General features: G+C 59.1%; 15 protein-coding genes and 1 riboswitch. Of the genes, 13 read left to right on the top strand and 2 right to left on the bottom strand.

What is annotated here, in order from left to right; genetic code table 11:
• The first annotated feature begins 3 nt into the window (after positions 1-3).
• From MO767_RS24825 to MO767_RS24805, 5 genes are all read left to right on the top strand, one after another.
• On the top strand, positions 4-693 hold the full coding sequence (locus MO767_RS24825) for an ABC transporter permease (RefSeq protein WP_008154330.1): 690 nt from the start codon (positions 4-6) through the stop codon (positions 691-693).
• On the top strand, positions 690-1,388 hold the full coding sequence (locus MO767_RS24820) for an ABC transporter permease (protein WP_129437652.1): 699 nt from the start codon (positions 690-692) through the stop codon (positions 1,386-1,388). Before MO767_RS24825 ends, MO767_RS24820 begins: the two co-directional genes overlap by 4 nt.
• Position 1,389: 1 nt before the next feature.
• Positions 1,390-2,502 carry a M14 family metallopeptidase gene (locus tag MO767_RS24815; protein ID WP_282482683.1) on the top strand — a complete coding sequence of 371 codons (1,113 nt, stop codon included), beginning with the start codon at positions 1,390-1,392 and terminating at the stop codon, positions 2,500-2,502.
• A 27-nt stretch (positions 2,503-2,529) separates the two neighbouring features.
• A complete protein-coding gene (locus tag MO767_RS24810; protein ID WP_008154324.1) occupies positions 2,530-3,294 on the top strand; it encodes an ATP-binding cassette domain-containing protein in 765 nt (254 codons plus the stop codon).
• 113 nt (positions 3,295-3,407) lie between these two features.
• Complete coding sequence (locus tag MO767_RS24805; RefSeq protein ID WP_282482682.1) at positions 3,408-4,388, top strand: GlxA family transcriptional regulator; 981 nt, start codon at positions 3,408-3,410, stop codon at positions 4,386-4,388.
• A gap of 32 nt (positions 4,389-4,420) precedes the next feature.
• On the opposite strand, the gene MO767_RS24800 is transcribed toward MO767_RS24805, so the two are convergent.
• A complete protein-coding gene (locus MO767_RS24800) occupies positions 4,421-9,286 on the bottom strand; it encodes a DUF6543 domain-containing protein (RefSeq protein WP_282482681.1) in 4,866 nt (1,621 codons plus the stop codon).
• Positions 9,287-9,573: 287 nt separating this feature from the next.
• Between MO767_RS24800 and MO767_RS24795 the strand changes: the two genes are divergently transcribed.
• From MO767_RS24795 to astE, 7 genes are all read left to right on the top strand, one after another.
• Positions 9,574-10,794 carry an aspartate aminotransferase family protein gene (locus MO767_RS24795; protein ID WP_282482680.1) on the top strand — a complete coding sequence of 407 codons (1,221 nt, stop codon included), beginning with the start codon at positions 9,574-9,576 and terminating at the stop codon, positions 10,792-10,794.
• A 132-nt stretch (positions 10,795-10,926) separates the two neighbouring features.
• A complete protein-coding gene (gene aruF, locus MO767_RS24790; RefSeq protein WP_008154316.1) occupies positions 10,927-11,946 on the top strand; it encodes an arginine/ornithine succinyltransferase subunit alpha in 1,020 nt (339 codons plus the stop codon).
• Between the two features lie 95 nt (positions 11,947-12,041).
• Positions 12,042-13,067 carry an arginine N-succinyltransferase gene (gene astA / locus MO767_RS24785; protein WP_282482679.1) on the top strand — a complete coding sequence of 342 codons (1,026 nt, stop codon included), beginning with the start codon at positions 12,042-12,044 and terminating at the stop codon, positions 13,065-13,067.
• A complete protein-coding gene (astD, locus tag MO767_RS24780) occupies positions 13,064-14,533 on the top strand; it encodes a succinylglutamate-semialdehyde dehydrogenase (RefSeq protein ID WP_282482690.1) in 1,470 nt (489 codons plus the stop codon). The genes astA and astD overlap by 4 nt, the downstream gene beginning before the upstream one ends.
• 137 nt (positions 14,534-14,670) lie before the next feature.
• A complete protein-coding gene (astB, locus tag MO767_RS24775) occupies positions 14,671-16,017 on the top strand; it encodes an N-succinylarginine dihydrolase (RefSeq protein ID WP_282482678.1) in 1,347 nt (448 codons plus the stop codon).
• 20 nt (positions 16,018-16,037) lie between these two features.
• Positions 16,038-16,325 carry a hypothetical protein gene (locus MO767_RS24770; RefSeq protein ID WP_033056735.1) on the top strand — a complete coding sequence of 96 codons (288 nt, stop codon included), beginning with the start codon at positions 16,038-16,040 and terminating at the stop codon, positions 16,323-16,325.
• Between the two features lie 12 nt (positions 16,326-16,337).
• On the top strand, positions 16,338-17,348 hold the full coding sequence (gene astE / locus MO767_RS24765; RefSeq protein ID WP_056741420.1) for a succinylglutamate desuccinylase: 1,011 nt from the start codon (positions 16,338-16,340) through the stop codon (positions 17,346-17,348).
• 53 nt (positions 17,349-17,401) lie between these two features.
• On the opposite strand, the gene MO767_RS24760 is transcribed toward astE, so the two are convergent.
• Positions 17,402-17,911 carry a 6,7-dimethyl-8-ribityllumazine synthase gene (locus MO767_RS24760; RefSeq protein ID WP_123368736.1) on the bottom strand — a complete coding sequence of 170 codons (510 nt, stop codon included), beginning with the start codon at positions 17,909-17,911 and terminating at the stop codon, positions 17,402-17,404.
• Positions 17,912-18,013: 102 nt separating this feature from the next.
• A riboswitch (FMN riboswitch) is annotated at positions 18,014-18,184 on the bottom strand.
• 195 nt (positions 18,185-18,379) lie between these two features.
• Here MO767_RS24760 and ltaE point away from each other — a divergent pair.
• Positions 18,380-19,384 (top strand): low-specificity L-threonine aldolase, encoded by a 1,005-nt coding sequence (ltaE, locus tag MO767_RS24755; RefSeq protein WP_282482676.1) that lies wholly within the window; start codon positions 18,380-18,382, stop codon positions 19,382-19,384.
• The last annotated feature ends 66 nt before the right edge of the window (positions 19,385-19,450 follow it).

The following is a 19,450-nucleotide window of genomic DNA, read 5'->3' as shown; positions in this document are numbered from 1 at the left end:
ATCATGTTGAAAGGCTACGGGGCTGTCATCCTCGATGGCGCATGGCTGACGCTTCAGCTCGCCTTGTCGTCCATGGTCTTGGCCATTGTTCTGGGTCTGATCGGCGTTGCGCTGCGTCTGTCCCCGATTCGCTGGCTGGCCTGGCTGGGCGACCTGTATTCCACGGTGATCCGCGGGATTCCCGATCTGGTGCTGATCCTGCTGATTTTCTACGGCGGTCAGGACCTGCTCAACCGCGTCGCGCCGATGCTTGGTTTTGACGACTACATCGACCTGAACCCATTGGCCGCCGGTATCGGCACGCTGGGCTTCATCTTCGGTGCGTACCTGTCGGAAACCTTCCGAGGTGCCTTCATGGCGATCCCGAAAGGTCAGGCAGAAGCCGGCATGGCGTACGGCATGAGCAGTTTTCAGGTGTTCTTCCGGGTGTTGGTGCCACAGATGATTCGCCTGGCGATTCCGGGTTTCACCAACAACTGGCTGGTACTGACCAAGGCCACCGCGCTGATTTCGGTGGTGGGGCTGCAAGACATGATGTTCAAGGCCAAGCAGGCGGCAGATGCCACCCGCGAGCCTTTCACCTTCTTCCTCGCAGTGGCGGCAATGTACCTGGTGATCACCAGCGTCTCGTTGCTGGCATTGCGTCACCTTGAGAAGCGCTACTCGGTAGGCGTAAGGGCGGCTGATCTATGATCTTCGACTACAACGTCATTTGGGAGGCCCTGCCGTTGTACTTCGGCGGCCTGGTGACCACCCTCAAATTGCTCGGGCTGTCGCTGTTTTTCGGTCTGCTGTGCGCCTTGCCGCTGGGCTTGATGCGCGTCTCGAAAAACGCAGCCGTCAACATGAGCGCCTGGCTCTATACCTACGTGATCCGCGGCACACCGATGCTGGTGCAGCTGTTCTTGATCTACTACGGTCTGGCGCAGTTCGAAGCGGTACGTGAAAGCTTCCTCTGGCCGTGGCTGTCCAGCGCGACGTTCTGTGCGTGTCTGGCCTTCGCGATCAATACCAGCGCCTACACCGCTGAAATCATCGCCGGCAGCCTGCGGGCCACGCCGAACGGTGAGATCGAAGCGGCCAAGGCGATGGGCATGTCGCGCTACAAGATGTACAAGCGCATCTTGCTGCCGTCGGCCTTGCGCCGGGCGCTGCCGCAGTACAGCAACGAAGTGATCATGATGCTGCAGACCACCAGTCTGGCGTCCATCGTGACTCTGATCGACATCACCGGTGCCGCGCGTACGGTCAACGCGCAGTTCTACCTGCCGTTCGAAGCCTACATCACCGCCGGCGTGTTCTACCTGTGCCTGACCTTCATTCTGGTGCGGATGTTCAAACTGGCCGAGCGCCGCTGGTTGGGCTATCTGGCCCCGCGGAAGCACTGATATGGAACGCATCGATCATTCATTGCCGTGGAGCCACTTGGGCAGCGAACGCCAGATTTCGGTGTTCCGCTTCGGTAGTGGCGAACGCAAGGCCTACATCCAGGCCAGCCTGCACGCCGATGAGCTGCCGGGGATGCGCACGGCCTGGGAGCTGAAAAAGCGCCTGACCGAACTCGAAGCCCAAGGCTTGCTCAACGGTGTGATCGAACTGGTGCCGGTGGCCAATCCACTGGGCCTCGGCCAACTGCTTCAGGGCAATCATCAAGGGCGTTTTGAGGCGGGCAGCGGCAAGAACTTCAACCGGGATTTCGTCGAGCTGAGCGCGCCAGTGGCCGAGGAGCTGGAAGGGCACCTGGGTGATGATCCGCACGCCAATGTTCAGCTGATCCGTCAGACCATGAGTGATGTGCTCGCCGCATTGCCGCCAGCCGCCAGTCAGTTGCAAGGCATGCAGCGCATTTTGCTGAGCCATGCCTGCACGGCTGACGTGGTGCTTGATCTGCATTGCGATGCCGAAGCGGCGCTGCACATGTACGCCTTGCCGCAACACTGGCCGCAATGGCGTTCGTTGGCCGCGCACCTGAACGTAAAGGTGGGGCTACTGGCGGAAGATTCTGGCGGCAGTTCGTTTGACGAAGCGTGTTCGCTGCCGTGGTTGCGTCTGGCGCGTCAGTTTCCTGATGCGCAGATTCCCTTGGCCTGCCTGGCGACTACCATTGAATTAGGTGGTCAGGCCGATACCGGTCGCACAGAGGCGACGGCTTACGCCGAAGGCATTCTGGCGTTCCTTGCCGAGCAAGGCCTGATCAGCGGCGAATGGCCAAAACCTGCGCAAGATGCTTGCGAAGGCATGCCGTTCGAAGGCACTGAGTTGCTGTTTGCGCCACACCCTGGCGTGATCAGTTTCTTGCGTAAACCCGGTGAGTGGATTGAAGCCGGCGATGAGATTTTCGAAGTGATCGATCCGTTATCGGATCGGGTCAGCACGGTGTGTGCTGGTACGTCCGGGGTGCTGTTTGCCATTGAACGGCTGCGTTATGCCCAACCCGGTTTCTGGCTGGCCAAGGTGGCGGGGCGCGAAGCGCTGCGTCACGGGCGCTTGCTCAACGACTGACTGACTGTTTTTGTGAGAACCGACCGCATGTACAAACTTGAAGTCCAAGACCTGCATAAACGCTATGGCAGTCACGAAGTGCTCAAGGGCGTGTCCCTGAAAGCGGCGGCTGGCGATGTGATCAGCATCATCGGCTCCAGTGGCTCCGGCAAAAGTACTTTCCTGCGCTGCATCAACCTGCTGGAGCAGCCGCACGCGGGCAAGATCCTGCTCAACAACGAAGAGCTGAAACTGGTCGCGAACAAGGACGGCGCGCTGAAGGCCGCCGACCCGAAACAGCTGCAACGCATGCGTTCGCGCCTGTCGATGGTGTTCCAGCATTTCAACCTGTGGTCGCACATGACCGCGCTGGAAAACATCATGGAAGCGCCGGTCCACGTGCTCGGCATGTCCAAGGCCGAAGCCCGCGAGAAGGCTGAGCACTACCTGAACAAGGTCGGCGTGGCTCATCGTAAAGACGCTTATCCGGGCCACATGTCCGGCGGCGAGCAGCAGCGGGTGGCGATTGCCCGTGCGCTGGCGATGGAACCTGAGGTGATGCTGTTCGACGAACCGACGTCGGCGCTCGACCCGGAACTGGTCGGCGACGTACTGAAAGTCATGCAGGCCCTGGCGCTGGAAGGCCGGACCATGGTGGTGGTGACGCACGAAATGGGCTTCGCCCGTGAAGTGTCGAATCAGCTGGTGTTCCTGCACAAAGGTGTCGTCGAAGAAAGCGGCAACCCGCGTGAGGTGCTGGTCAATCCACAGTCCGAACGTCTGCAACAATTCCTCTCGGGTAGCCTCAAGTAATCGCTCCCGTTACGCACCAAATTAGGTCATGCTGCGCACCGCGCGCCAGATGGTCTAATTTGGTTGCAGCCGCTTTCGGCTTCTAACAGTGTTTTCGTTTCGGATTGCCCGCCATGACTGCCCATCGAATTGGTTTCCTGATTTGGCCCAGCACTAAAGCACTGACGCTTGCGCTGGCTGAGGAGGCCTTGCGTGTTGCCCAGCGTGTGCATCCGGATGTTGTCTACGAACTGTCGTTTTTGCAGGTCGAACCGCCGACTGAAGGCGCCTGGCAATTGCCGGGTGAGCCGTGGGCCGGCAAGCTCGAAAACTTCCAGAAACTGTTCCTGCTCGCCGATGAGCCACCAACCACGCTTGCGCCAGCGCTCAGCAGTTCATTGAAGCAACTGGTGCGTGCTGGCTGCGTGATTGGTGGTTTGTCGGCCGGTGTTTACCCGTTAGCGCAACTGGGTTTGCTCGACGGTTACCGCGCTGCCGTGCATTGGCGCTGGCAGGACGACTTCACCGAGCGCTTCCCGAAAGTCATCGCCACCAGTCATCTGTTCGACTGGGATCGCGATCGTCTGACGGCATGCGGTGGCTTGTCGGTGCTCGACTTGCTGCTGGCCGTGCTGGCCCGCGACCACGGCGCCGAGCTGGCCGGTGCGGTGTCGGAAGAACTGGTGGTCGAGCGCATCCGCGAAGGCGGCGAACGCCAACGCATTCCGCTGCAGAATCGCCTCGGTTCCAGCCATCCGAAGCTCACGCAAGCCGTGCTGCTGATGGAAGCCAACATCGAAGAGCCGCTGACCACCGACGAAATCGCCCAGCATGTGTGCGTGTCCCGTCGGCAGCTGGAGCGGATCTTCAAGCAATACCTCAACCGTGTGCCGAGCCAGTATTACCTGGAACTGCGCCTGAACAAGGCCCGGCAAATGTTGATGCAAACCAGCAAGTCGATCATCCAGATCGGCCTGTCGTGTGGCTTCTCCTCAGGGCCGCACTTCTCCAGCGCCTACCGCAACTTCTTCGGTGCCACGCCGCGGGAAGATCGCAACCAGCGGCGCAGCAGCAGCCCGTTCGAACTGTCGTCGGTACCCTCGGAGCGTGGGTGAAAGAGCAACCACGCCACCTGCTGAAGGTTGATTTATTCCTCCATGTCGGAGCCTTCAGAAGTCGAGAGATCCATCTCACCTCGATTGATCACCTCTTCCACGCCAAAGTCCATGCCCGTCCGTTCGAAGTAGCCGATCAGCCGTAGCAGGCTCTCTTCGGAAAACCGATTACCTCGAAAACTGATGTTTTCAGCGATTTCCACCGGCAGCTCCAGCACATCGCTGGGGACTTCGGTGATGGCGTTGCCACTGAGGTCGGCCCAGTCCAGCTCGGTCATTTGCAGCAGGCCGTGCGGTATTTCGGTGATACCGGTGTCATTCAGCAGTACGGTAGCGAGCTCCATCATCTGACTCAGGTCAGGCGTTTGCCCCAGGGGATTGTGGGCCAGATCGAGATAATCGAGCTGTTCCATTCCCGCCAGCGCACTTGCCGATTCCGATGACAGTTCGACGCGGCATTCTGGGAGCGACAGCGACCGCAGTTGACCCATCTTGAATACAGCATCGGGAATGTTGCCCAGATTACAGTCGCGAAGCTTGAGGCTTTTGAGGTTGGGGAAAGACTCCAGAAAACGCCCGGCGCGGGTCACTCCGTTGGCGCTGCGTAACTCCAGCGATGTCACATGACTGAAGTCGGCGTTCAGGGTAGGCAGGTCGCCGTTGATGTCGGACTCGAAAACGAGTTCATAGGTGGGCTCCAGCGCCTCATTGAAATCATCCAGTTCGCTTTCATGCCGCCAGCACTGCTCCAGCGTCTGTTTGAACTGGTCGCGGTTCAAGTGCTCGACAAGCTGTTGTTGGGCGGTGAACGGTTCGCCCGTCAACGGGTGTTGGGCCGGAAGGTCGGAAGTCCATACCGCCAAGTCGTTGCTCAGTTGTGCCAACTCCGCTTCAAGGTTTGTCAGCTCGATCCGGCCGTCTGCCAGTGTGCCTGCCAGTTCATAGACAAACTCGCTCGCCTGTTCGACCTCCAGGTTCGGGTACAGCGCCCTGACTCGGTTGATGTCCGCCTCTGGGGCATAGATACCCAAATCGAATGAGCTGTCGAAGTAGTGATGCTTTATCAGTTGTCGGGCGTTATCCGAAAGAGGATTGTGCGTCAGGTGTATTGCTCGTTTGGTGTACACCGGGCTTTCGAATAATTGCGATGGCAGTTCACTGATCCTGTTGTGTAGCAGCTTGGCGGTATCGAGTTTTGGGTGGCGAACTACGCTGTCGGGAATGTCGGTCAGGCCGGTACGGCTCAGGTCCAGGTGAACAAGCTCAGGCATAGATTCGACACTGGGCACCATAGTGAACGGGTTCTGGTACAGATCCAGAATGACCAGCTTGTTCAATGAAGACAGTTTCGCCCAGTTGGCTGCATCGAACCTGATTCCGCAATCGCTTAACACCAGCGCATCAAGGTCTGTCATTCGAGGAATGGCCTCGGGGAGGGAGGTCAGGGAAAAGCGTTTTAAATCGAGGCGGCGCAAACTGTTGAAGCGCTGAAGAAACTCGGGAACACCCTGCACAGCATGATTCCCTTCAAGGGACAGCAATGACACATGGGGGAAATCGGCCGTCAGCGTCGGTAGATCGCCAAGAATCGGCTCGGCAAATCTGAGTGTGTAGCGCGGCGTGTCATTCGGGCTATCGAGGTCCCGTTCTGATTGTCGGCGCCAGCTGCGCTGGATTTCCTGGGCCAGCAGCCTGCGATTGTGTCGAGCGACCTGCCGTTCCAGTTCGTTCAAGGAGGCTCGGGTTTGCGGGTGAACAGTGGGCGAGTCATTTATCCAGGTGTTCAGGTCCTGATTCAGTCGCGAGAGCTCGCTGGACAGGCGTGAGAGCTCCATGCGAGCGCCATCGGGATGCGTTTCTAGCTGGAGAACAACTGACTGGAGTTCCTCCTCGGAAAGGCTGGGGTAAACCTCGCGAGCACGTTCGTTGAGGGACGGCGTCGGGAAGTAACTGCGCCGGTATCCATCCGAGCCGCCAGGCAAGCGCATGGTCGTCGGATCGTAGAACGGTTTTCGGTTGGGATTTTTTGCAAACAGCTTGCGTAGTGCCGGTTGGTTCAGTGCATGTTCGGCGATGTGTAGTTTGAGTGCCTGAGCATTTGCGATCGATGGGCTCAACGCATTGCGCTGTGCTTGCGGCAGCGCCTGAAAAAGTCCCTGATAAAAATCACCGGGCACCGAACCGCTGTCTTGATATACCTGGTAAATACCATGCTCAGCGCGTACCAGTGTTTTCACAATTGGTGCATCGAGCTGGCCAATGCTGTCGCGCACAAGACCGTCATGGGCGTAATCCCTCACTTCAATACGCAGCTCGGCGGGAAAACCGGGCAGCGAATTCAGGCTTTGCAAGGCCAGTCGGTGGGCGTCGGTGTTGTCCAGAATGTCGGAATAAAGGCCTTCACAGGCTCGGGTTGCGCGTACGGCTTCCATGGCTTTTAGTGCTGCCTCCTTGAGCCGTTGGGGCGTGCGACCGTTGTGCAGCTGGCGTAATTCGGTCCCGGTTGCATTACTCACCAGCTCTTGCGCGACATCGGTCGGCAATCCATGCACGTCGTCGAGCAGTCGCTGGACCTGCACGTTGTCGGTTTTCTCTTGCGCGCGATAGCGTGTCTCGAACAGCGATTTGTCGTGCTTTCGGGCGAGTTCGGCCGTTAGTTTTCTGAAGGCTCGCGTTTGGGTTTCCGGTGCCGGCATTGGCGTGTCGACAGGCCATGAATCGAAGCTGGTCAGCAGTTGGTGTTGCAGGGTCACATCGGCCTTCCGATAGCGCTCGAGTTGGTCGCTGCCGATCTGTTCAATAAAGGTTTCGATGTCCCGGTTGATCCTGAAGCGCTTGATCGTGTCTGTCAGCAGCGAAGGCGGACGATAATGTTCGACATGCATTTCGCGCACTACGTTGTCGTGGTAACCGCTGACCCGCAGGATCTGTTCGCGCTCGGCGCTGGTGAACGACTCGACGCTATGGCTGAGGCGGCGCATGACCTTTTCCCGGTCCCAGTTCAGCGGTTGCTCCAGTTCTGTGTGCCAGGCGCCGTGGTTGTTATGCAGCAGAGGGGGCTGATAAGCATCAGTTCGGTTCGGATGCTCAATCTGAAACGTGCCTGGCACGCGGTCGGGCTTCACGGCATACAGTTTTCCCTCCAGTGGCAGCAGCGTCTTGCCCTCGTTTTGATAGAGGCCGAGATGATCGGGTTTTGCTCCTTCGGGCAAAATGAGTGCTTGTTCGTAAGGCTTGAGATCCGGCTTCCAGTAGCGGGTTTTTCCTTCGGGCGTTGTGACGGGTTTGAGTGGATCGACAAGCGCAATAGCTTCACGGGAGAGCAGACGGCTGAGGGTGCGGGCAGCGATGGTGCTGCCCACCGCAAATGTCCCCACCTGAACCACCGTTTCGACGAACGTCATCAGATGCCCGAACGCTTCAGTTTTCAGCCCTTCAGCCAGGTCCACTATGCCTTCGAAGGTTTCGTCGAGTAACTGGTAGGCCATGTAGCCCAGCATCAATTCGCCGAGAAACGGGACGAAAGGCAACGCAACGAACGTCGCGATTTCAAGGGTTTTCGAGGCCACTTTGCTGAAGGCATTCCACAATGCCCATCGCGCGTTGCTGTCGGCAGTGGCGGTGGAGACGGCGAGCGTACTTGCATCGTTGAGGATCTTGTTCAGCTGTCGCTGATAGAGATGGTTCCACAGGTCCGCTCTGAACGGGATCGCCGAAAACCGCAAATCAGGCTTGTCGATGGGCGTTTCGCGCCAGCTCGGCAGTGCGTCGCCAAGTCGGTGTTGATGCCAGGTCACTCGCTGGAGGCGACGGTTGAGGTCCGCGAAAAAATGTCCTCTTTCCTTGTGGTCGACGAAACGACTGAAGAACGTTTGATAAGCGGGCGAGCGCAGTTTGCGGGTCAGCTCGGCCATGAACGCCAATGTATTCGGGTATTCCTTGAGAGGATGCTCTGGATCATCGGGAATGTAGGCGATGATCCGTGTTGCCGTGCGTGCGCGCTCCAGGCTCGCCGCGAAAATGACAATGCCGGTCAGCGAGGAGGACATCATGGTCAGATCGTGACCATACAGCGGCTGCCCATCCAGTCGAGCACCCGAACGCCCTTCCAGAATGCGCAGGATCGAGAGATGGGCATCCGCGGGAATATCCCTTCGGATTTGCGCCATCTGCAGCACGGATTTGAGTGCTGTTTTGTGCGAGCCGATCACCTTCGATTTCAACACCGCACCGGCCACCGGGTTGGACAAACTCAGATTGTCTTTGAGGTAAGCGTTGTACCGGGCGCCGATATCCAGTTCCCGGCACAACCGGGTAAAGGCCGCGATAGTGAGCTTTTGCTTGACCGCCGGCAGCGTATCGAACTGCCCTGTGGGCGAAGGTTTGGTGATGAACGTCGAGGCTGGCTCGTAAGCCCCTGCCGCTGTTTCCGATTCCTGAAAGTTATGCAGGGCCGCGTCGAGCATCGACACGGTCCAGGTGCGCGCGGCGCCAGTCTTGATTCCGAAAAGCGGCACGGTTTGAGGGATGTACAGGCGCAGGAAGGTGGTTTTGACGTCCAGATCCAGTTCAAACCGGGTTTTTAGGGCGTCGCTCAGCAGCGGTTCGGCAAAGGCTTGTGCGCTTTGCAGCTTCGACAGCATTGAGTCCAGACGATTTCGATGGGTCCAGTGTTCCTGACTGATCTTTTTCAGCGACTGGTGCTGCAGCGGTGTTGCGGTGCCATGCCAGTCCGGCGTCATAAGCGTGGCGTTCTTGAGAGCTCGGTGTGTACTGGACGATGCTTCTAATACCCAGACTGGCAAATTGTTGAACAGGTGATGGTAGTGATCGTCCGGCTGCGTGGCGGATTCACTGCCTCCAGTAGTGGAAAGGCGATCGTTCTCGTATCGGCTCATGCGCTATTCCCTTAGCGTTTTGAATGAGCCGCCAGCAAAACAGACGATGATCGGTTCCGTGCGGTACATATTTACCGCACCGTTCGACAAGCCTGCCTATAACCTGTGTCGGCGGTTTAAACTGCGCCTTTGCGACCCTATATGTCGCATTGCCGTAAACCCGGGAAAAACCGGGGTTTGCGCTATAAGAAGTTGTCGCTTGGCGGCAAGGCCGGGCTGAAAACTGTCCTTACAATCCCCCCATCGCTCGCCAGTTTCAGGCGAGTGTTCCTCATCAGGAGACTCCGATGTCCGTTGAGCACGCTGCGGTACAACGCGCTGATTTCGACCAGGTAATGGTTCCCAACTACGCGCCTGCCGCTTTCATTCCTGTTCGTGGCGCCGGTTCCCGCGTCTGGGACCAGTCTGGCCGCGAGCTGATCGACTTCGCCGGCGGGATTGCCGTTAACGTATTGGGCCATGCGCACCCGGCGCTCGTCAGTGCCTTAACCGAGCAGGCGAACAAGCTGTGGCACGTGTCCAACGTCTTCACCAATGAGCCGGCCTTGCGCCTGGCCCATAAGTTGATCGATGCCACGTTTGCCGATCGCGCGTTCTTCTGCAACTCCGGCGCCGAAGCCAACGAGGCCGCCTTCAAGCTGGCCCGTCGCGTCGGTTTCGATCGTTTCGGCAGCGAGAAGTACGAAATCATCGCCGCGCTCAACAGCTTCCACGGTCGTACCCTGTTCACCGTGAACGTCGGTGGCCAGTCGAAGTACTCCGACGGTTTCGGTCCGAAAATCACCGGTATCACCCACGTGCCGTTCAACGATCTGGCTGCGCTGAAAGCCGCCATTTCCGACAAGACTTGCGCTGTGGTTCTGGAACCGATCCAGGGCGAGAGCGGCGTGATCCCGGCCGAACTCGAATACCTGCAAGGCGCCCGTGAACTGTGCACCGCGCACAACGCGCTGCTGATTTTCGACGAAGTGCAAACCGGTATGGGCCGCAGCGGCAAGCTGTTCGCCTACCAGCATTACGGCGTGACGCCGGACATCCTGACCAGCGCCAAGAGCCTGGGCGGTGGTTTCCCGATCGCCGCGATGCTGACCACCGAAGACCTGGCCAAACACCTGGTCGTCGGTACTCACGGCACCACCTATGGTGGTAACCCGCTGGCGTGCGCTGTCGCTGAAGCTGTGATCGACGTGGTTAATACCCCTGAAGTGCTGGCCGGCGTCAACGCCAAGCACGACAAGTTCAAGGCTCGCCTGGAACAGATCGGTGAGAAGTACGGCCTGTTCACCCAGGTCCGTGGTATGGGCCTGTTGATCGGTTGCGTGCTGAACGATGCCTGGAAAGGCAAGGCCAAAGACATCTTCAACGCCGCTGAAAAAGAAGGCCTGATGATTCTGCAAGCTGGCCCCGACGTGGTTCGTTTCGCGCCAAGCCTGGTGGTTGAAGACGCCGATATCGATGCCGGTCTGGACCGTTTCGAGCGCGCCGCGGCCAAACTGACTCAAGCCTGATTCATGCAGTGCTCCTCAGCGCCTATCGTTATAGATAGGCGCTGAGACAATTTTCCTGTGCCGGGCCTGCCCGGCATTTTTTTCCCCGAGTTGGCGCAAACGCCAACCTGAAGTTAAGTAAGGAGTGACACCATGCTGGTGATGCGCCCCGCGCAAATGGCTGATCTGGGCGAGGTACAGCGTCTGGCTGCGGACAGCCCGATTGGTGTCACTTCCTTGCCGGATGACGTTGAACGCCTGAGCGACAAGATCGCGGCAAGCGAAGCCTCATTCGCCGCCGAAGTCAGCTTCAACGGTGAAGAGAGCTATTTCTTCGTCCTGGAAGACACCGCCACCGGCAAACTGGTGGGCTGCTCGGCCATCGTTGCGTCTGCCGGTTATTCCGAGCCGTTCTACAGCTTCCGCAATGAAACCTTTGTGCACGCCTCCCGCGAGCTGAAGATTCATAACAAGATCCACGTGCTATCCCAGTGCCACGACCTGACCGGCAACAGTTTGCTGACCAGTTTCTACGTGCTGCCGGAGCTGGTGGGGTCGGCCTGGTCGGAACTCAACTCCCGTGGTCGCTTGCTGTTCGTGGCCAGCCATCCGGAGCGTTTCGCTGATTCTGTGGTGACCGAGATCGTCGGTTATAGCGATGAAAACGGTGATTCACCGTTCTGGGATGCCATCGGCCGCAACTTCTTCGACCTCAACTACGCCGCTGCCGAGCGTCTGTGCGGCCTGAAGAGCCGGACGTTCCTGGCCGAGTTGATGCCGCATTACCCGATCTATGTGCCACTGCTGCCGGACTCCGCTCAAGAGGCGATGGGCCAGGTGCACCCACGGGCGCAGATCACCTTCGACATCCTGATGCGCGAAGGCTTCGAGACCGATCACTACATCGACATTTTCGACGGCGGGCCGACCCTGCACGCCCGTGTCTCGGGGATCCGTTCGATCGCCCAGAGCCGAGTAGTCCCGGTGAAAATCGGCGAGCCGGTCAAAGGCGCCGGTCGTCAGTACCTGGTGGCCAACGCCCAGTTGCAGGATTACCGCGCCGTTTTGCTTGAGCTCGATTACGCGCCGGGCAAACCCGTGACCCTGGATCTTGAAGCGGCCGAAGCCTTGGGCGTCGGTGAAGGTGCCAGCGTGCGCCTGGTGGCGGTTTAACGCCTGCTGCTACGCCTGGAAAGATTGCTTGGAAATAATGCCTAAAAAGCAGCGAGTTTCACGGGTGGCGCAAGCGGCCCGTTTGAGGAGATAGCATGATCGTTCGTCCCGTACGCAGCAGCGATTTACCCGCTCTGATCGACCTGGCCCGCAGCACCGGCACCGGCCTGACCACCTTGCCGGCTAACGAAGAACGTCTGGCCCATCGGGTCGGCTGGGCCGAGAAGACCTTCCGCGGCGAAGCCGGGCGGGGCGATGCGGACTACCTGTTCGTGCTCGAAGATGATGACGGCCGCGTGGTGGGTATTTCCGCCATTGCCGGTGCCGTCGGTCTGCGTGAGCCTTGGTACAACTTCCGGGTTGGCCTGACCGTCAGCGCTTCGCAAGAGTTGAACATCTACCGCGAAATCCCGACGCTGTTCCTGGCCAATGACCTGACCGGTAACTCCGAGCTGTGCTCGCTGTTCCTGCACGCCGACTACCGCACCGGCCTCAACGGTCGCATGCTGGCCAAGGCGCGGATGCTGTTCATCGCCGAGTTCCCGCAGATGTTCGGCAACAAGATCATCGCCGAGATGCGCGGCATGTCCGACGAAGCCGGGCGTTCGCCGTTCTGGGAAAGTCTGGGGCGTCACTTCTTCAAGATGGAATTCAGCCAGGCTGACTACCTGACCGGCGTGGGCAACAAGGCGTTCATCGCCGAACTGATGCCGAAATTCCCGCTGTATACCTGCTTCCTGTCGCCAGACGCGCGCAATGTCATCGGCCAGGTTCACCCGGACACCGAACCGGCGCTGGCCATGCTTAAAAGCGAAGGATTCAGCTATCAGGGCTACGTCGACATCTTCGACGCCGGCCCAGCGGTCGAGTGCGAGACCAGCAAGATCCGCGCAGTGCGCGACAGCCAGGCGTTGGTGTTGGCCATCGGCACGCCGGGTGACGACGCCACACCGTTCCTGATTCATAACCGCAAGCGCGAAGACTGCCGGATCACTGCTGCTCCTGCACGTTTCGCCGCCGGTACACTGGTGGTCGACCCACTGACTGCCAAACGTCTTCAACTCAACGCCGGCGATCAAGTGCGCGCCGTTCCGTTGTCCGCTGCCAGGGAGTCGAAATAATGAATTCGCTATACATCGCAGGTGAATGGCTGGCCGGCCAGGGTGAAGCCTTTCAGTCGCTGAACCCGGTAACCCAACAAGTGCTGTGGGCCGGCGAAGGCGCTACCACTGCTCAGGTTGAATCGGCCGTGCAAGCCGCGCGTCAGGCATTCCCGAGCTGGGCTCGCCGTACCCTGGAAGAGCGCATCACAGTGCTGGAGGCCTTTGCCGCCGCGCTGAAGAACAATGCTGACGAACTGGCTCGCACCATCGGTGAGGAAACCGGCAAACCTTTGTGGGAAGCGGCGACCGAAGTCACCAGCATGGTCAACAAAATTGCGATCTCGGTGCAGAGCTACCGCGAACGTACCGGCGAGAAGAGCGGCCCGTTGGGCGACGCCACTGCCGTGTTGCGCCACAAGCCACACGGTGTGGTCGCTGTGTTCGGGCCTTACAACTTCCCTGGTCACCTGCCGAACGGTCACATCGTGCCGGCGCTGCTGGCCGGTAATAGCGTGCTGTTCAAACCCAGCGAGTTGACGCCGAAAGTCGCCGAGCTGACCGTCAAATGCTGGATCGAAGCCGGTCTGCCGGCAGGTGTGTTGAACCTGCTGCAAGGTGCTCGCGAGACTGGTGTCGCCCTGGCGGCGAACCCGGGCATCGACGGCTTGTTCTTCACCGGTTCCAGCCGCACCGGTAATCACCTGCATCAACAGTTTGCCGGTCGTCCGGACAAGATCCTCGCGCTGGAAATGGGCGGTAACAACCCACTGGTGGTTGATCAGGTTGCGGATCTCGATGCTGCCGTTTACACCATCATTCAGTCGGCGTTCATTTCTGCCGGTCAGCGTTGCACCTGTGCACGCCGCTTGCTGGTGCCGCAGGGCACCTGGGGCGACACGCTGTTGGCGCGTCTGGTGGCGGTCAGCCGTACGATTGAAGTCGGCGCGTTTGATCAGCAACCGGCACCGTTCATGGGCTCGGTGATTTCCCTCGGCGCTGCGAAAGCACTGATGGATGCGCAGGAACATCTGCTGGGTAACGGCGCAGTCGCGCTGCTGGAAATGACTCAGCCACAAGCACAAGCGGCCTTGCTGACCCCGGGCATTCTGGACGTAACGGCAGTAGCTGATCGCCCTGACGAAGAGCTGTTCGGCCCGCTGCTGCAAGTGATCCGCTACGCTGATTTTGAGGCGGCGATCGCTGAAGCCAACGATACCGACTATGGCCTGGCGGCCGGTCTTCTGTCGGATTCCGAAGCGCGTTATCAGCAGTTCTGGCTGGAAAGCCGTGCCGGCATCGTCAACTGGAACAAACAGCTGACCGGTGCTGCCAGCAGCGCACCATTCGGCGGTGTCGGCGCCTCGGGCAACCACCGCGCCAGCGCCTACTACGCGGCAGATTACTGCGCGTACCCGGTCGCTTCGCTGGAAACCCCGAGCCTGACCTTGCCAGCGACTCTTACGCCTGGCGTGAAAATGGCGTAACGCTCATTTGCGAGCAGGCTTGCTCCCACATTGGAATGCATTTCCCTGTGGGAGCGAGCCTGCTCGCGAAGGCCGCGCCCCAGTCTCAAAGAATAGTTACAGAAGCCATAACAACAGATTCTCGTGGAGCCTCGCTGATGAAATCCTATGAAGTCAATTTTGACGGTCTAGTGGGGCCGACCCATAACTACGGCGGTTTGTCCTACGGCAACGTCGCGTCCCAGAGCAACAGCCAGCAGTCTTCGAACCCGAAGGAAGCCGCGCTGCAAGGCCTGGCGAAAATGAAATCGCTGATGGAAATGGGCTTTCAGCAAGGTGTTCTGGCACCACAGGAACGCCCGGACGTGGCAGCCCTGCGTCGTTTGGGTTTCAGCGGCACCGATGCTCAGGTGATCGAGCAAGCTGCTAAAGATGCAATGCCGTTGCTGGTGGCCAGTTGCTCGGCGTCGAGCATGTGGGTGGCCAACGCCGCCACTGTCAGCCCGAGCGCCGACACCGCGGATGGCCGTGTGCATTTCACCGCGGCCAACCTGAACTGCAAATATCACCGCAGCATCGAACACCCGACCACCAGTCGCGTGCTGGGGGCGATGTTCGCTGACCAGAAACACTTCGCTCACCACGCCGCATTGCCAGCCGTGGCGCAGTTCGGGGACGAAGGCGCAGCCAACCACACCCGTTTCTGCCGTGAATACGGCGAAGCAGGCGTCGAGTTCTTCGTGTTCGGTCGCAGCGCGTTCGACACCCGTTACCCGGCACCGCAGAAATACCCGGCCCGCCAGACCCTCGAAGCCTCCCAGGCGGTTGCCCGCCTGCACGGCTTGAGCGATGACGGCGTGGTCTACGCTCAGCAGAACCCTTCGGTGATTGATCAGGGCGTGTTCCACAACGATGTGATCGCGGTGGGTAATGGCGAGGTGTTGTTCTACCACGAGGACGCGTTCCTTGACACCGAGCAGATGCTCGCTGAATTGCAGAGCAAACTCGCCAAAGTCGGTGGGAAATTTCAGTCGATCTGCGTGCCGCGTTCTGCCGTAACCGTGGAAGACGCCGTTCGTTCCTACCTGTTCAATAGCCAACTGCTGTCGCGTCCTGACGGATCGATGCTGTTGATCGTGCCGGAAGAATGCCGTGGCAACGAGCGTGTCTGGCAGTACCTGCAAGGTTTGACCAGCTCCGGCGGTCTGATCCGCGAAGTGAAAGTGTTCGATTTGAAGCAAAGCATGCAGAACGGCGGCGGCCCGGCTTGCCTGCGACTGCGCGTTGCGCTCAACGAAACCGAACTGGCGGCCGTCAACCCAGGGGTTATCATGACGGCACCGTTGTACGGCACCCTGACCGAATGGGTCGACAAGCACTACCGCGACCGCATGGCCGAAACCGACCTGGCGGACCCGCAATTGCTGCTTGAGTGCCGGACGGCACTGGATGAACTGACGCAAATCCTTAAACTGGGCGCGGTTTATCCATTCCAGATTAATTGAACGTCGAGAGCGTAAAAAACATGAGCGATACCCTGCAGCTGATCCTTGAAGACACCGACGGCACGCAACTGGAAACTTCCTGCACCCGCGTCGCGGTCATGTGGCAAGGCAAAGAGCTGTGGATTCAGCAAGACGGCCGCGGCCAATTGCTGATCGGCGTGGACGTCGAGGAAGGTGACGCTGAATACGCAAACCTGCTGCTGCGCCCATTGGCGACTAATCTGGTAAGTCTGCAACTGGAAATGGAACCGGCTGAAGTCGGTGACGAAGACCACGTGCACGGCCCGGATTGCGCACACGACCACTAAGGAAGCCGCTCTATGCTCGCCCTCGGCAAACTGCTTGAACTGACCCTCGCCGGCCGCGAACCGGCGGAGAAGACTCAACTGACTGTCGAAGGCGTGCGCATGCGCTGGTTGAGCGAAGGTGCGCTGGAAGTCCGGCCACCTGAAGCTCGCGACAACGGCCTGGACTTGCTGCTTTCGGCCGGCATCCATGGCAACGAAACAGCGCCGATCGAGTTGCTCGATCGCCTGTTGCACGACATTGCCCGCGGCGATCTCAAGCCGCGCGCACGTATTCTGTTCCTGTTCGGTAACCCGGAAGCGATTCGCAAAGGTGAGCGTTTCATCGAGCAGGACGTCAATCGGCTGTTCAACGGCCGTCACGAACAAAGCAGCGGCTCCGAAGCCCTGCGCGCGTGTGAACTGGAGCGGCTGGCGGCGAGTTTTTTCAGCCTGCCAGATCGCAACCGTCTCCACTACGACCTTCACACCGCGATTCGTGGCTCGAAAATCGAACAGTTCGCCTTGTATCCCTGGAAAGAAGGCCGTCAGCATTCACGTCTGGAACTGGCGCGTCTGCGCGCTGCCGGCATGGAAGCGGTGCTGCTGCAAAACAAGCCGTCCATCGTTTTCAGCTCCTACACTTACGACAAACTCGGTGCTGAGTCTTTTACCCTTGAACTGGGCAAGGCGCGGCCATTCGGGCAGAACGATGGGGTCAACGTCGATCTGCTGGAAACCCGCCTCAAACAGATTATCGAAGGCAGCGAGCCGGCCCAGACCGAAGAGGCGCTGGACGGGTTGCAGCTGTTTAGCGTGGCGCGAGAAATCATCAAGCACAGCGATAGCTTCCGCTTGAACCTGCCAGCGGACATCGAGAACTTTTCGGAGTTGGAAGTGGGTTACCTTCTGGCGGAAGACATCGCCCAGACCCGATGGATCATTGAGGAGGAGGGTGCCCGGATCATCTTCCCGAACCCCAAGGTGAAGAATGGCTTGCGCGCCGGCATCCTGATTGTGCCAACTACCGACGAAAACCTCGCCTGACTGACGCCGCTGTGAAGATCGTTCCCACGCAGAGCGTGGGAACGATCACTCAACTAGACGGCTACCGCGCGGGGCTCGCTACGACGCAACGCACGTATCTTGTGCAACGTATCCGCGCACGTTTTCGCCGCTTCCTGGCCTTTATGCACAAAGTGCTCGAAGAAGAACTTCTGATGTTCTTCGCCAGCATGGAAGTGGTGCGGGGTCAAAACCACGGAGAACACCGGCACTTCGGTTTCCAGCTGAACTTGCATCAAACCGCTGATCACCGACTGGGCGACGAATTCGTGGCGGTAGATCCCGCCGTCGACCACCAGGCCCGCCGCGACAATGCCGGCATAACGACCGGACTTCGCCAGTAGCTTGGCGTGCAGCGGAATTTCAAAGGCGCCGCCGACTTCGAAGAAATCGATCTCCGATTCCTGATAACCCTGAGCAATCATTTCGGCCACAAATCCCTTACGGCTCTGATCGACGATTTCCTTGTGCCAGCAGGCCTGGATGAACGCAACGCGCTCGCCCTGATGGTTTTTGCTTTTGCTATCGATTGCGGTGGGTTGCATGTTCTGACTCCTGTTTATGTAAAAAACAGGGCATATGAATCGAATGGGATTTAAGGGTACGCACGCTCGCACGAATGCCGGCGGACGGCCCTTTGGCGCCAATCCCGTTCTCTCTTCATCCGGACTATGACCGTCGGCCCCGGGATCACACCGGGTCTGCTGACCTTGCCGCCATCACAGCCATTGCCGTGCCTGTCGCCAAGCGCTCGCGGGCTATGCGCATTGCGCGCAATTACCGCCGGTGGGGAGTTGCACCCCGCCCTGAGAACGTTTTGCCGCCAGATTGTTTGGCGGCGAAGCGTTTTTAACACATATTTCTCACCTGTGCATTGCTGCTATCTGATGATTGCTATCGATTTTTTCGTCAGTTCAAGAAGCCTTTTCGTACCCAAGGGTTGATTATTCGTCGGCATGACCGCAGTAATTCCTGACTGAAAGGGATTTTCCCTGCTTACCGAGGCCAGATTCATGAGCGTTATTGATCTTCGCAGCGACACCGTCACCCAACCGACCGCAGGGATGCTCGACGCGATGGCCACAGCGGCCACCGGTGACGACGTTTACGGCGAAGATCCGACGGTCAATCGACTGGAAGCCGAGCTTGCGAATCAGTTGGGTTTTGCTGCAGCGCTGTTTGTTCCTACGGGCACCATGAGCAATCTGCTGGGCTTGATGGCCCACTGCGAACGCGGTGACGAATACATCGTCGGCCAGCAGGCTCACACCTATAAGTACGAAGGCGGCGGTGCGGCCGTGCTCGGTTCGATCCAGCCACAGCCGCTGGAAGTGCAGGCCGACGGCTCGCTGGACCTGGCGCACGTGGCAGCTGCGATCAAGCCGGATGACTTCCACTTCGCCCGCACCCGTTTGCTGGCGCTGGAAAACACCATGCAGGGCAAGGTTTTGCCGCTGGAGTATCTGGCGCAGGCTCGAAGCTTTACCCGTGAACATGGGTTGCAGCTGCACCTGGACGGCGCGCGACTGTACAACGCGGCGGTCAAGCTGGGTGTCGATGCCCGTGAGATTACTCAATATTTCGATTCCGTCTCGGTCTGTCTGTCCAAAGGACTGGGCGCGCCGATAGGTTCTGTGTTGTGTGGTTCGGCCGAGTTGATCGGCAAGGCACGGCGTCTGCGCAAGATGGTCGGCGGCGGCATGCGCCAGGCCGGGATTCTGGCGGCAGCAGGTTTGTACGCACTTGATAACAATGTTCAGCGTCTGGCTGACGACCACGCCAATGCGCAGTTGCTGGCTGAAGGCTTGCGAGCGGCGGGTTACGAGGTCGAGCCGGTGCAGACCAACATGGTTTATGTGCAGATGGGCGACAAAGCCGAGGCCATCAAGGCGTTTGCCGCCGAACGCGGGATTAAACTGAGCGCTGCCGGACGTCTGCGCATGGTCACGCACATGGATGTCAGTCGGGTTCAAATCGAGCAGGTCGTCGCGACATTCGTCGAGTTTTCGCGCAACTGATAGCGTTAGCGGTCCAATTGACCGTTTCTATCGTATAAACACGCTGTACCCCGCGCGCAGGGCCGA

The sequence above is a fragment of the Pseudomonas sp. UYIF39 genome (assembly GCF_029963765.1).
Classification (GTDB): domain Bacteria; phylum Pseudomonadota; class Gammaproteobacteria; order Pseudomonadales; family Pseudomonadaceae; genus Aquipseudomonas.
Note: the sequence above shows the minus strand (reverse complement) of the source record. Positions and strands in the feature narration are given on the sequence as shown.

Bases quoted from the DNA above. Each gene is read 5' to 3' on its own strand.
- MO767_RS24825 (WP_008154330.1), top strand. From the start codon at position 4: ATGTTGAAAGGCTACGGGGCTGTCATCCTCGATGGCGCATGGCTGACG.
- astE (WP_056741420.1), top strand. From the start codon at position 16,338: ATGCTCGCCCTCGGCAAACTGCTTGAACTGACCCTCGCCGGCCGCGAA.
- MO767_RS24815 (WP_282482683.1), top strand. From the start codon at position 1,390: ATGGAACGCATCGATCATTCATTGCCGTGGAGCCACTTGGGCAGCGAA.
- astA (WP_282482679.1), top strand. From the start codon at position 12,042: ATGATCGTTCGTCCCGTACGCAGCAGCGATTTACCCGCTCTGATCGAC.
- MO767_RS24760 (WP_123368736.1), bottom strand. From the start codon at position 17,911: ATGCAACCCACCGCAATCGATAGCAAAAGCAAAAACCATCAGGGCGAG.
- MO767_RS24770 (WP_033056735.1), top strand. From the start codon at position 16,038: ATGAGCGATACCCTGCAGCTGATCCTTGAAGACACCGACGGCACGCAA.
- MO767_RS24795 (WP_282482680.1), top strand. From the start codon at position 9,574: ATGTCCGTTGAGCACGCTGCGGTACAACGCGCTGATTTCGACCAGGTA.
- MO767_RS24820 (WP_129437652.1), top strand. From the start codon at position 690: ATGATCTTCGACTACAACGTCATTTGGGAGGCCCTGCCGTTGTACTTC.
- astB (WP_282482678.1), top strand. From the start codon at position 14,671: ATGAAATCCTATGAAGTCAATTTTGACGGTCTAGTGGGGCCGACCCAT.
- MO767_RS24800 (WP_282482681.1), bottom strand. From the start codon at position 9,286: ATGAGCCGATACGAGAACGATCGCCTTTCCACTACTGGAGGCAGTGAA.
- aruF (WP_008154316.1), top strand. From the start codon at position 10,927: ATGCTGGTGATGCGCCCCGCGCAAATGGCTGATCTGGGCGAGGTACAG.
- MO767_RS24810 (WP_008154324.1), top strand. From the start codon at position 2,530: ATGTACAAACTTGAAGTCCAAGACCTGCATAAACGCTATGGCAGTCAC.
- MO767_RS24805 (WP_282482682.1), top strand. From the start codon at position 3,408: ATGACTGCCCATCGAATTGGTTTCCTGATTTGGCCCAGCACTAAAGCA.
- ltaE (WP_282482676.1), top strand. From the start codon at position 18,380: ATGAGCGTTATTGATCTTCGCAGCGACACCGTCACCCAACCGACCGCA.